Source organism: Streptomyces sp. NPDC036984 (genome assembly GCF_055607665.1).
On the sequence record NZ_JBVJRL010000006.1, the window covers coordinates 256,394 to 268,591 of the forward strand.

Below are 12,198 nucleotides of genomic sequence, written 5' to 3' on the forward strand. Positions count from 1 at the left end.
TCTAACGGGGTGGGGGTGGACGAATGGCCCGTGGGCCGCTAGGCGAGATACGCCGGGGCGGCCACGGGCAACGTAAATCGGAACTCGGCGCCGCCGCTCGCGGCCCGGCCGACCGTGATCGTGCCGCCATGGGCCTCGACGATGCCCTTGACGATGTACAGCCCGAGGCCCGTGCCGCCGCGCTTGCTGCCCCGCCAGAAGCGGGTGAAGACGCGGTTCATGGACTCCTCCGGGATGCCGGGCCCCTCGTCGCTCACCGTGACCGACGTGCCGGTTTCCTCGCCCTCGCGCGGCGATGCCGTGGGCGTGACGCCAATGGTGACGGTTCCCTCCCCATGCCGCACGGCATTTTCGATGAGGTTGCTCAGCACCTGATCGATCTTGTCGGGGTCGGCCCACAGGGCGGGCAGCGGCTGTTCGATGCGGAGCAGGAAGCGGTCGGCGCGCTGGCCGGCGGCGACATAGGCCTGGATGTGCCGGGAGACGGCGGCCCCGATGTCGACGGGCTGGCGCCGTACCTCCAGCCGCCCGGAGTCGATGCGGGAGATGTCCAGCAGCTCGGCGATGAGCCGGGTGACCCGGTCGGCGTCGGCGTCGACGGTCTCCAGCATCAGCCGCTTCTGGTCGTCGGTGAAGCGTTCCCACTTGGCGAGCAGGGTGGCGGTGAACCCCTTCACGGAGGTCAGCGGGGAGCGCAGTTCGTGGGCGACGGTGGCGATCAGCTCGGCGTGACTGCGCTCGGTACGGCGGCGGGCCTCGGTGTCCCGCAGGGAGACGACCACGCTGCGCACCGGACCCAGCGGCTCGCCCCGCACATAGCGGGCGGAGACCAGCACCTCCCGGCCGCCGGGCAGCAGCAGATTCCGCTCCGGCTGCCGTACCCGGATCGCGAGTCCGCCGTAGGGGTCGGTGAGCTGCCACCAGCGGCGGCCCTCCAGGTCCTCTAACGGCAGTGCCTTCTCCAGGGACTGCCCGAGGGCGTCGGCGGGCCGTACGGCGGTGATGCGCGCGGCCGCGGCGTTGAAGCAGGTCACCCGGCCGTGCTCGTCGGCGATGACGAGGCCGTCGGGCAGCTGGTCGGGATCGACGCCGAAGCCGGCCGTGCCGGGGCGGCGCGGCGCGGGTGTGCGCCGCGCGTCTCGTCCCTCCGGCGCGGCGCTCGTGCCGGCCACACTCATCCCCGTACCCCACCTCTCAGACGGCGCAGGGCCCCGCGCTGGTCACCCTACTAGCTCTCGGTGACGGAGCGGCACCCTCCGGAGGCGCGCTGTGCACGGGCCGACGCGTAGAGACATACGGCGGCGGCCGTGGCGAGGTTCAGGCTCTCGGCCTTCCCGTGGATCGGGACGCGGACGACGGCGTCGGCGAGGGCGCGGGTCTCCTCCGGCAGCCCCCAGGCCTCGTTGCCGAAGACCCAGGCGGTGGGGCCGCCCATGGTGCCCTTGTCCAGTTCCTCGTCCAGGTCGCGGTCGCCGGCCCCGTCGGCGGCGAGGATGCGCACTCCGGCGTCCTGGAGTCCGGCCACGGCCCGCTCGACCGGGACGCCGACGGCGACGGGCAGGTGGAAGTGGGAACCGACGGAGGCCCGGACGGCCTTGGGGTTGTACAGGTCCACGGAGGCGTCGGTGAGGACGACCGCCTCGGCGCCGGCGGCGTCGGCGCACCGCAGCACGGTGCCGGCGTTCCCGGGGTCCCGCACATGGGCCAGCACGGCGACCAGCTTCGGCCGGGCGGCGAGGATCTCCTCGAACGGCGTGTCCAGGAACCGGCACACCCCGACCAGCCCCTGCGGGGTGACGGTGGTGGAGATGTCGGCGATGACCTCGTCGGAGGCGAGGTGCACCCGGGCGCCGGCGTCCCGCGCGGCCCCGATGATGTCGGCGTACCGCTCCGCGGCCTCCACGGTGGCGAACAGCTCGACCAGCGTCGCCGTCCCGTCCGCGCCCCGGTGCCCGGCGGCCTCCCGTACGGCCTGCGGTCCCTCCGCGAGAAACAGCCGGTCCTTGCCCCGGAAGTTCCGCTTGGCAAGCCGCCGGGCGGCGGAGACACGGGCGGACCGGGGGGAGATCAGCTCGGGGCTGACGGGGGCCATGCTCTTCTTCACCTTCAGGAGGGTCTTCTTTTTTCCGCCGCTGCGGGGTGCCCGCGTCCGAAGGGCGCGGGGCCGTATCGATATGCGGCTGCGCCGCGGGCGCGACGAGCCACGACGCACCAGCCGGAAACGAACGCCGAGGTCCCAACAACAGGACCCGCAAGCTACACAGCCTGCGGGTCCTCCAGTGAACGTCGGCTCAAAGCCAGCGCTGCGTCACGCAGCCTTGGGAGCGTTGACGTCCGACGGCAGCGCCTTCTGCGCGACCTCGACGAGCGCCGCGAAGGCGTTCGCGTCGTTCACGGCCAGCTCGGCCAGGATCTTGCGGTCGACCTCGATGTTCGCGGCCTTCAGACCCTGGATGAAGCGGTTGTAGGTGATGCCGTTGGCGCGGGCAGCGGCGTTGATGCGCTGGATCCACAGCTGACGGAAGTCGCCCTTGCGCTTCTTGCGGTCGTTGTAGTTGTAGACCAGCGAGTGGGTGACCTGCTCCTTGGCCTTGCGGTACAGACGCGAACGCTGACCGCGGTAGCCGGAGGCCTGCTCGAGGATCGCCCGGCGCTTCTTGTGGGCGTTGACTGCCCGCTTGACGCGTGCCACTTGTTAACTCCTTGTAGCGGGGTCGTGGTGGTACTCACACGACCCGGAAACGACTGGGTCCCGGTCCTGACGTACGGCGCTCAGTGGGTGACGAGCGCCGGGTACGTCACTTGCCGAGAAGCTTCTTGATCTTCGCGGCGTCGCCCGGGGCCATCTCGGCGTTGCCGGTGAGGCGACGCGTGACGCGGGACGACTTGTGCTCGAGCAGGTGGCGCTTGCCGGCGCGCTCACGGAGCACCTTGCCGGAGCCGGTGACCTTGAAGCGCTTGCTGGCACCGCTGTGCGACTTGTTCTTCGGCATAGCGCCGTTATCTCCTCGTCGGTGGCGCTCCGGTGCCCGGTCGTGAAACCGGGCACGGTGGAGCGTCGCTCTCTTCTTTCGGTTACATCCTCGGGGGCGTACGCCCCCCGGGATCACGCCTCGGCAGGCTCCTCGGACGGCGCCTCAGCCTCGGCAGGGTTCTGCGACTTACCAGGGTTCGCCTTCGCTTCGGCCTTGCGGGCCTCCTGCGCCTGACGGGCCTCGGCCATCGCCTCGGTCTTCTTCTTGTGCGGACCGAGGACCATGATCATGTTTCGGCCGTCCTGCTTCGGGTTCGACTCCACGAAACCGAGGTCCTGGACGTCCTCCGCGAGACGCTGCAGCAGTCGGTAGCCCAGCTCGGGGCGGGACTGCTCGCGACCACGGAACATGATCGTGATCTTGACCTTGTCGCCCTGCTTGAGGAACCGGACGACGTGACCCTTCTTGGTGTCATAGTCGTGCGGGTCGATCTTCGGCCGGAGCTTCATCTCCTTGATGACCGTGTGCGCCTGGTTCTTGCGCGCCTCACGGGCCTTCATGGCCGACTCGTACTTGAACTTCCCGTAGTCCATGAGCTTGCACACGGGCGGACGGGCGTTCGCCGCGACCTCGACCAGGTCCAGGTCGTACTCCTGCGCAAGCTCCAGTGCCTTCGCGAGCGGGACAATGCCCACCTGCTCGCCACTGGGACCGACAAGTCGCACCTCGGGAACGCGAATCCGGTCGTTGATGCGGGGCTCGGCGCTGATGGATCCTCCTCGGTAGCACCACACGGCGGTCTGGCGGACAGCCGCGTAACGTCTCTTTTCGTTAGACCTAACCGCGCCGAAGCACAAAAAATGCCCCGGACGATCACAGGCGGGGCTCCAAGCACTACCGGAGCACCGCCGCGATGTCGCGGGGCGCGCTTTCGGGCGACTCCATCGTCCGTACGGAACGATGGTGGCCGCCTGACCGGGTGACCCGCCGTCCCGGGGGACGGTCAGGTGGGAGATCGGAGCCTCCACTTGTGGGCCGGACACATTCATGTCCAGCCGGTCGTCCTTCAGGTTAGCAGGATCGCTTGACAAGGGCTAATTGAGGGGCGGCGGGCGCGACCACCTATCGTGTGGGGCATGAGTGACACCCCTGCCGAGTCTTCCGAGGCTCCCGACTTCGACGCGATGGCCCGGGACATCGCCGAGGTCCCCGCCGTCGAGGTGATCGTGACGGTCGCCGTCAACCTGATGAGCGCCGCCGCCGTGAAGCTCGGGCTGAGCGAGGAGGGCGAGAAGTACAAGGACCTGGACGAGGCCCGCAAGCTGATCACCGCGCTCGCCGGCCTGCTGGACGCGAGCGCGACCGAGATCAGCTCCTTCCACGCGGCGCCGCTGCGCGACGGCCTGAAGTCGCTCCAGCTGGCCTTCCGCGAGGCGTCGATCGTCCCGGACGACCCGGGCCAGGGCCCGGGCGAGAAGTACACCGGGCCCGTCTACGGCTAGTTGGTCCCGCTCATCCGCGTACGTACAAGGGCTCGCCCGGAGGCGTGGTCCCGGCCGGCAGCACTGCCAGGTCGAGGCCGCGCACCAGGCGGGCCCGCAGCGTTTCGTCGGCAGCCAGCCGCTCGGCGACCGCCCGGGCGGCCTCGGCGGGCGGCGCGGCCGGGTCGAGGACCAGGGCGAGGGTGCCGTCGGCCCGGCCGGGCCCGAGGTGGGCGCGCAGCACGGCGGGCTCCGCCGCCACGACCGTACGGACGGCCTCCACCACGGCCGGGTCGGTGAGCGGGTCGGTGCTGGTGCGGCCCTCGGCGAGGGCGAGCAGCGCCGGGCCGGTCAGCTCGAACGGCACCGGTCCGGCGAGGTCGAGCACGACCGTGTCGGCCTTCTCGTGCGCGGCGGCCTGGAGCGCCTGGTGCAGGGGTACGGCGACCGGGCGTGCCTCGGGGTCCCAGCGGGCCAGGGAGTCGGTCGAGGTGAAGGCGGGCAGCGCGGTGCGGTGGCCGGCCTTGAGGGTGGGTACGGCCATGTCGCTGGTCTTCTCGCGGCGCAGCCCGTTCTCGTCCTCCTCCACCTCGCCGAGCACGGCGACGACGGGGACCAGCAGACGGGCGCCCCTGAGGGCCTCCAGCACGGGCCCCAGGGCGCTGCGGTCCTCGGCCCAGGCGGCGAGCGCGGCGCTCAGCCGGGGGTCGGCGGAGCCGTCGTCGTCGGAGAAGCCGGGGTCGGGAATGTTCTTGTTCGCCACGGTCACCGACCCTATAGGGGGAGGCCGCCGGGCTCGTACGGGGCCGGGACGGCCGGCGGCCCGCCTTCACAGGAATCCCAGCGTTCCCTGATGTGGATCTCAGGTGCGTCCCACGGAGCACACAGGACGCGCCCCGAGCATCGCGGGCATGGAGTCCCCGAGAGCCCGCCGTGGCCGTCGCGCGCGCCCGTCCCGGCGCCGTCCGCTGCTGTCCGCCGCCCTCGCCGTGGTCGCCGTGGGCGGGGTCACGGCCGGGGGTACGGCCTATGTGAGGGCGCGGGCACACGCGGGGGCGGCGGCCGTGCCGTCGGCGTCGTCGCCGGCGGCCGCCGCCTCGGCCGGGGCGGAGGAGGAGGGATCGGTGACCGAGCCGGTGGTGGACCGGGACGCGCTGCTCGCCGCGGCGATGGCGACGGTCGAGGTGCCCTCGGGCGCGAAGGTGTCGGCGGCGGTGCTGGCGGTGGACTCCGGTGAGAACGCCGTGTACGGCGAGGCGGCCTTCGACACGGCGAGCATCGTCAAGGTCGACATCCTGGCCGCGCTGCTGCTCCAGGCGCAGGACGCGGGAAGGCGGCTGACGGCGGCCGAGAAGACGTACGCCACGAAGATGATCGAGAACAGCGACAACGCCTCCGCGACGGCGCTGTGGCACACGATCGGGCGGGCGGCCGGGCTGGACGCGGCGAACCGGCGCTTCGGGCTGACGGAGACCTCCGGCGGGGAGGGTGGCCTGTGGGGGCTGACGCAGACCACGGCGGCGGACCAACTGGTCCTGCTCCAGCAGGTGTTCGGGGAGGACTCGGAGCTGAGCGCGGCCTCGCGGACGTACGTGTGGGCGCTGATGAAATCCGTGGAGGCGGACCAGCAGTGGGGGGTGTCGGCCGCCGCCGAGGGCAACTCCTGGGCACTGAAGAACGGCTGGCTGGCACGGAGTACGACCGGGCTGTGGGACGTCAACAGCATCGGGCGGGTGACGGTGGACGGGACCGGCTGTCTGGTGGCGGTGCTCTCGAACGGCACGGCGACCCAGGCGAGGGGCATCTCTCTGGTGGAGGCGGCGGCGCGGGCGGCGGTATCGGCCTTTGGCGACAAATGATCCCTCGCCTCCGGCCATAAATGATCCAGCACCCCGGACACCAAATCATCTAGGGTGCAAGGGACTTGACGATGAGCAGGCCAGAGCGTGGCGCTTTCTTTACCTAGCCGCGCGTCCGGCCGCGGAAGGAGCGCAGTGCCTCCCGTACGCCCCACTCGCCGTGTCCTCATAGCCGGCGGCCTCGGAGCCGTCGCCGCGGCCGCTGTTCCCCTGTCGCTGCCCACGCGAGCGGCGGCGGCCGACCTCGTCCCCCTCCGGCTGCCCGGGCCGACCGGGCCGGCGCCGGTTGGCGCGGTGGACCTGCACCTGGTCGACCCGTCGCGGACCGACCCCTGGTCGGGCGCGCCGCGTGAGGTGATGGTGACCGTGACCTATCCGGCCGCCGACGTGCGCGGCCACGCGATGCGGCCGTGGCTGCCGTCGCGTGCCGAGCAGGCGCTGAAGGCCCGTTTCGGGGGCGCTGTGGACGCCTACGCGCTCCCGCAGACGCACAGTGCGGACCGTGCGCCGGTCCGGCCGGGCCGCCGTCCGGTGCTGCTCCACTCGCCGGGCTACCAGTCGGACCGCACCTTCAACACGCTGGTCATCGAGGAACTGGCGTCCTGGGGCCATGTCGTGGTCGCGGTCGACCATCCCTACGACTCGGGCGAGGTGGAGTTCCCGGACGGCCGCGTGGTGCTCACCCACCCCGACGACGGGAGCCACGAAGCCCGCACCGCCGCGGTCGCGGTGCGCGCGGCCGACCTGCGGTTCGTCCTGGACGCGCTGACCGTGCTGAACCGGGGCGGCAACCCCGACGCCGAGCGGCGCCCGCTCCCGCGCGGGCTGCGCGGGACGCTGGACCTCATGCGGGTCGGCTCCTTCGGGCACTCCCGGGGCGGCGCCGCGTCGGCGGCCGTGATGGACCTGGACGACCGGGTGCGGGCCGGCATCGACCTGGACGGCGCCCTGTACGGGCCGGTGGTCGAGCGCGGCCTCGACCGGCCGTTCCTGCTGATGGACACGGCGCTCCACGACGGACTGAACCAGGACACGACCTGGCCCCCGTTCTGGCGCCACCTGAGCGGCTGGCACCGCAATCTGCGGCTCGCGGACGCCGACCACAACTCCTTCACCGACATCGTGGTCCTCGCGCCGCAGGTGCCCGAGCCGGTGCGCCGGCAACTCCAGGCGGGCACGATCCCCGCCCATCGGGCGGTGGCGGCCGTACGGGCCACCGTGCGGGCCTTCTTCGATCTCCAGCTGCGCGGCCGCCCCGACACCGGGCAGCTGCTGTGGGGGGCTTCGCCGCGCTACCCCGAGATCGAGTACATCGCCGGTTAGCGGACTCGGTCCGGCCGTCTGCGGCCCCGCCAGAGGACCACTCCGGCCACCAGGAGGACCACGCCCGCACCGCCGGCGAGCGGGGCCGCCCAGCCGGAGGCGCCGCTGGTGGCCTCGGGGGTGTCCGGGCCGGGGCCGAAGTACTTCTCGCCGTACGCCGCGGCGCGCAGGCCCCGGGGCTTGAGCCGGGCGGCCGACTTCAGGGCCGCCGCCGGGTCGATCATGCCGAAGCCCCGGGAGTCGTCGCGGCCGCCTGCCGGGGCGTCCCGCGCGGTGTCCTCCAGGAGCTTCTTGACCTGGGCCGGGCCGAGGCCCGGGTGGGCCGCCTTGATCAGGGCCGCCGCACCGGAGACGAAGGCGGAGGCGGCGCTCGTGCCCCAGCCCTCGTAGTACTTGCGGTCGGGGTCGGCGATGACGACGTCGACGCCGGGCGCGCTGACGGCCGCGTACCAGCGGCGGGTGGAGAAGGCGGCGCGGGTGCCGTACTTGTCCACGGCGGCGGCGGCGATGACGCCCGGGTAGGCGGCCGGGTAGGAGACGTGGTCGCCCTTGTCGCCGCCGTTGCCCGCGGAGGCGACGACGACCACGCCCTTCTTCAGGGCGTACTGCACGGCCTCGTCCTCGCTGGGCTCCGGGTGCGCGGAGTCGGAGTCGTCGCCGAGGGAGAGGTTGATGACGTCGGCGCCGTGGTCGGCGGCCCAGCGGATGCCGTCGGCGAGGGCGCTGCCGCGAGTGGTACGGGCCTTGGAACGGGCCGGGTCGCCGTCCTCCAGGATCACCCGCACGGGCAGGATTTTCGCCTCGGGGGCCACGCCCAGCACGCCGTCGGAGTTGCCGGGACCGTGGCCGTGTCCGGCGATGATGCCGGCCATGGCGGTGCCGTGCCGGGCCCAGGTGCGGTCACCGGGACCGGCGCCGAAGCCGATCATGTCCTTGGCGGTCAGGACGTTGCCGGCCAGGTCGGGGTGACCGGCGTCCACGCCGGTGTCCAGGACGGCGACGGTGACGCCCCGGCCCTCGGTGGTCTGCCAGGCTTCGTCCAGGTGGAGGGCGGAAAGGGCCCACTGCCGGCCGCGGAGGCCGTCGGCCTGGGCGGGGGCGGACGGCAGCAGGGCGAGGGAGCCGGCGAGCAGCAGGCTCACCACCGCTTTGGACACACGCTTCATGAAGGGTTCTCCGTGGCCGTGCCGACGGTCTGGCGCAGGCGCCGTTCGATGCGGTCGGCCAGGCCCTGGGCCTCGTTGCCGAGGCCGGCCTGGGCCGGTGCCGTGGTGGCGCCGGAGCGGACGGCGTCCGCGGTGGGCTGGGGCGCGTCGACGGTACGGCCGTCGGCCCAGCCGGAGACGGCGTAGGCGACGACGGGGGCGTCGGTGAGGACGGAGATGGTCCAGGCGGCGCGCTGCCGGTCGCCGAACCCGGCGGCGGCCGTGCCGGCGGCGGCGTAGGGGCGGGGCATCAGGTCGGCGCGCCGGTCCAGGTGTTCGTCGCGGAAGCGGGCGGCGAGCGCGGACATGCCGGCCGGGTCGGCCTTGGTGAAGAGCAGGCCGACGGTGGTGACGTGGCTCTGGGTGGCGTCGGTGTAGGTGGCGCGCAGCAACCGCCGGCAGCCGACCGGGGCGAGGGCCTTGCTCAGCAGCGGGTCGAAGGCGTGGGCGCAACCGCTGTCCGGGGCGACGGCGATCCGGGTCCAGGTGCGGTCGGCGCCGCCGGGGCCGGCGCCGGTGCCCTGCACGGTGCGCGGGAACAGCTCGTCCACGGGCACACTGTGCCAGAGCGTCCCGGCGGTGCTGAACGCGGTTGCGGCGGCGGCCTCCCCGCCGCCCCCGGTGAGCCAACTCCCCGTCGCCGCCCCGCCGATGAGGCCGAGCCCGAGTACGAGACAGGCGGCGGCAGCGGCGGTCCGCGAGCCCACCCCAAGACGCGGGCGCCCACCGAACACGTCGGGCTCCGCGAACGACACCACGGGCCGCCCTTCCCGCGCGGCGCCCCACGAGTGCGCCGGGTCGGGCGCGGGATACCCACCCGCCAGGGGACTCCAGGCCCCGGCACCGCCCTCCGCGTCGCCAAGCCTGGGCTCCGCGGCGTGCGGGGTCTCCCCCGGCCCGGGCGCGGGTACGGCACCGGTACGGGGGCCCGCCGCGGCACCGGAGCGACCGGGTGCGGAGGGTGCGGGGTGTACGGAGGCGGGCTGCCGGGGCATCGGCGCCGAGGCACGCGGGTGCGCCGGCGAAGGCGAGGCCGGCGAGGAAGCCGAGCGAATCGGGCGGAGCCGCGCCGTCGTCTCCGAGGGGGTTTCCACCGGTACACCCGGCCGCCGGGGCGCCCTGCCGGGGCGGAGCCGGGCCGTCGTCTCGCCCTCCACCTCGGCTGCGGCTGCGGCTGCGGCTGCGGCTGCGGCTGCCGACACTTCCGCGCTCGCCGGGGCATGCGCGGTTGCGCCGCCGGGCACTGCGGAGGCCCGAGTTCCGGGACCTGTGCGCCCTGCCGGGACCGACGGGCCCGTCGGTCCGCCGGGCTGCCCGGCGGGTCGCGTGGGGGCGGCGGCGCCGTGATGTGCCGGGCGGCCGGGGTTCGGGGGCGTGTCGGGGAAACGGGCCGAGGCGGGGGGTGGGGGCGGGGTCACGGGGTCGCCGACCCCCGGCACGGCCGGGTGCCGGAACCCGGGAGTGCGCCGCTCCCGGCCGGCGCCGTTCGCCGTCCCGGACCGGTCGGCTCGCGCGTCTTCACCGGCCGCACCGGCCCCGGCGCTGTCCCCCCGCGCGATCGCGGCGCGCGGAGTGAAGACCGACGGCTCGTCGTCGGGGTCGTCGGCCGGGCGCGGGGCCGCAGAGGGCATGGGCGGCTGGGCCGGGGGGCGGGGGATCATGCCCGGCGGTGCCGGCTGGGCCGGAGGGCCGGGAGTCATGCCCGGCGGTGCCGGCTGGGCCGGGGTGCCGGCCCTGGCGGTGTCGCTCGGGCTCGCGCCGGGAGGGGCGGTGGGGCGGGGCGGGATCGGGGCGTGACGTGCTTCCGTGCTCATGCACCCCCCGTTTCCTCGTGCCCGGGCCGCTTCCGTACGCGGGCCGTCCTGCCGATCGGCCGCGCCCGGTGCTCACGCTCCTCCGGGCACGCATACCCGTACGGCCGGAGCGGCATCCCGGTTCACGTGGTGGGCCGGGTGGCTACGCCGTACGTGCGCGTCACTCTACGGGTTGTCGGGGGTCGGCACGGAACCGGACCGCGGGCCCGGGGCATCTGCCCGGAACGTCCCCCTACCCTGCGGTAATCGTCTCTGGCAGGCTTCCGCCATGACTGCGCGTGCCGCCGACCGGGCCCGTTACGACCGGGCCACCGCCCATCTCGACGCCCCTCTCGCGATCGTGGACCTGGCCGCGTTCGACGCCAACGCGGCCGACCTGGTGCGCCGTGCCGCCGGCAAGCCGGTGCGGGTCGCCAGCAAGTCGGTGCGCTGCCGTGCGCTGCTGGAGCGGGTCCTGGCCCGGGACGGCTTCCAGGGCATCATGTCGTTCACCCTGGCCGAATCGCTGTGGCTCGCGCGTTCGGGGTTCGAGGACATCCTGCTGGCCTATCCGTCCGCCGACCGGGCCGGGTTCGCGGAGCTGGCCGCCGATCCCAAGCTCGCCGGTGCCGTCACCGTGATGGTCGACGATCCGGCGCAGCTGGAGCTGATCGACGCCGCCCGCGACGGCGGGCGCGAACCCGTCCGTGTCTGCCTGGAGTTGGACACCTCGCTGAAACTGCTCGGCGGCCGGGTCCGGGTCGGCGCCCGGCGGTCTCCGCTGCGCTCCCCCGCCCAACTCGCCGATCTGGCCCGGTCGGTGGCCCGGCGGCCGGGTTTCCGGCTGGTGGGGATCATGGCGTACGAGGGGCACATCGCCGGGGTCGGGGACGCGGTCGCCGGGCGGCCCCTGCGGTCGCGGGCGATCCGGCTCATGCAGTCCGCCGCCCGGCGGGAGCTGGCCGAGCGCCGGGCCGCCGTGGTACGGGCGGTGCGCGCGGTCGTCCCCGAGCTGGAGTTCGTCAACGGCGGTGGCACCGGCAGCGTGCAGCACACCGCCGCCGAGGACGCGGTGACCGAGATCGCGGCCGGTTCCGGGCTGTACGTGCCGCGTCTGTTCGACAACTACACCTCGTTCACCGGCCGCCCGGCCGCCCTCTTCGCCCAGCCGGTCGTCCGGCGGCCCGGCGTGGGTGTCGTCACCGTGCTCGGCGGCGGCTATCCGGCCTCCGGCGCCGCCGGTCCCGACCGGCTGCCGGTGCCGTACCTGCCGGAGGGGCTGGCGTACGACCCGCAGGAGGGTCCCGGCGAGGTACAGACCCCGCTGCTCGGTTCGCCCGCCGACGACCTGCTCATCGGCGACAAGGTGTGGTTCCGGCACGCGAAGGCGGGCGAGCTGTGCGAGCGGTTCGACGCGCTGCACCTGGTCGAGGGGGACACGGTGACGGCGACCGTGCCGACCTATCGGGGTGAGGGGCAGACGTTCCTGTGAGCGGGTCGCGCCGGCGGCTGAGCGCTCCTCGTGGCGCCGGGTGCCGCCGGGCGGGGCCCACGGGTTCTGC

12 protein-coding genes are annotated in these 12,198 nt (G+C 73.7%); 4 read left to right on the top strand and 8 right to left on the bottom strand.

Going from position 1 to position 12,198, the window contains the following annotated elements:
• Window positions 1-38 precede the first annotated feature (38 nt).
• The 5 genes from ACZ7DL_RS14690 to infC all read right to left on the bottom strand — a co-directional run bounded on the left by ACZ7DL_RS14690 (window position 39) and on the right by infC (window position 3,769).
• Window positions 39-1,178: a sensor histidine kinase gene (locus tag ACZ7DL_RS14690; protein ID WP_470774407.1), complete on the bottom strand. Its 1,140-nt coding sequence runs from the start codon at window positions 1,176-1,178 to the stop codon at window positions 39-41.
• A 50-nt stretch (window positions 1,179-1,228) separates the two neighbouring features.
• Entirely contained in the window at window positions 1,229-2,092 is an 864-nt protein-coding gene (locus ACZ7DL_RS14695; RefSeq protein ID WP_470774579.1) for a TrmH family RNA methyltransferase, read from the bottom strand.
• 216 nt (window positions 2,093-2,308) lie between these two features.
• Complete coding sequence (gene rplT, locus ACZ7DL_RS14700) at window positions 2,309-2,692, bottom strand: 50S ribosomal protein L20 (protein ID WP_016642495.1); 384 nt, start codon at window positions 2,690-2,692, stop codon at window positions 2,309-2,311.
• Between the two features lie 106 nt (window positions 2,693-2,798).
• Window positions 2,799-2,993: a 50S ribosomal protein L35 gene (gene rpmI, locus ACZ7DL_RS14705; RefSeq protein ID WP_004933563.1), complete on the bottom strand. Its 195-nt coding sequence runs from the start codon at window positions 2,991-2,993 to the stop codon at window positions 2,799-2,801.
• Window positions 2,994-3,106: 113 nt separating this feature from the next.
• Window positions 3,107-3,769: a translation initiation factor IF-3 gene (gene infC / locus ACZ7DL_RS14710; protein ID WP_030654735.1), complete on the bottom strand. Its 663-nt coding sequence runs from the start codon at window positions 3,767-3,769 to the stop codon at window positions 3,107-3,109.
• 342 nt (window positions 3,770-4,111) lie between these two features.
• Here infC and ACZ7DL_RS14715 point away from each other — a divergent pair, with 342 nt between their 5' ends.
• Window positions 4,112-4,477: a DUF1844 domain-containing protein gene (locus ACZ7DL_RS14715; RefSeq protein WP_470774409.1), complete on the top strand. Its 366-nt coding sequence runs from the start codon at window positions 4,112-4,114 to the stop codon at window positions 4,475-4,477.
• Window positions 4,478-4,487: 10 nt separating this feature from the next.
• On the opposite strand, the gene ACZ7DL_RS14720 is transcribed toward ACZ7DL_RS14715, so the two are convergent.
• Complete coding sequence (locus tag ACZ7DL_RS14720) at window positions 4,488-5,219, bottom strand: SseB family protein (RefSeq protein ID WP_470774410.1); 732 nt, start codon at window positions 5,217-5,219, stop codon at window positions 4,488-4,490.
• Between the two features lie 148 nt (window positions 5,220-5,367).
• Between ACZ7DL_RS14720 and ACZ7DL_RS14725 the strand changes: the two genes are divergently transcribed.
• Window positions 5,368-6,315 carry a serine hydrolase gene (locus tag ACZ7DL_RS14725; RefSeq protein WP_470774413.1) on the top strand — a complete coding sequence of 316 codons (948 nt, stop codon included), beginning with the start codon at window positions 5,368-5,370 and terminating at the stop codon, window positions 6,313-6,315.
• Window positions 6,316-6,450: 135 nt separating this feature from the next.
• Entirely contained in the window at window positions 6,451-7,638 is a 1,188-nt protein-coding gene (locus tag ACZ7DL_RS14730; RefSeq protein ID WP_470774416.1) for an alpha/beta hydrolase family protein, read from the top strand.
• On the opposite strand, the gene mycP is transcribed toward ACZ7DL_RS14730, so the two are convergent.
• Window positions 7,635-8,804 carry a type VII secretion-associated serine protease mycosin gene (mycP, locus tag ACZ7DL_RS14735; RefSeq protein ID WP_470774418.1) on the bottom strand — a complete coding sequence of 390 codons (1,170 nt, stop codon included), beginning with the start codon at window positions 8,802-8,804 and terminating at the stop codon, window positions 7,635-7,637. The genes ACZ7DL_RS14730 and mycP overlap by 4 nt on opposite strands.
• Entirely contained in the window at window positions 8,801-9,601 is an 801-nt protein-coding gene (locus ACZ7DL_RS14740) for a hypothetical protein (protein ID WP_470774420.1), read from the bottom strand. The genes mycP and ACZ7DL_RS14740 overlap by 4 nt, the downstream gene beginning before the upstream one ends.
• Window positions 9,602-10,925: 1,324 nt before the next feature.
• Between ACZ7DL_RS14740 and ACZ7DL_RS14745 the strand changes: the two genes are divergently transcribed.
• Entirely contained in the window at window positions 10,926-12,128 is a 1,203-nt protein-coding gene (locus tag ACZ7DL_RS14745; RefSeq protein WP_470774422.1) for an amino acid deaminase/aldolase, read from the top strand.
• Window positions 12,129-12,198 lie beyond the last annotated feature (70 nt).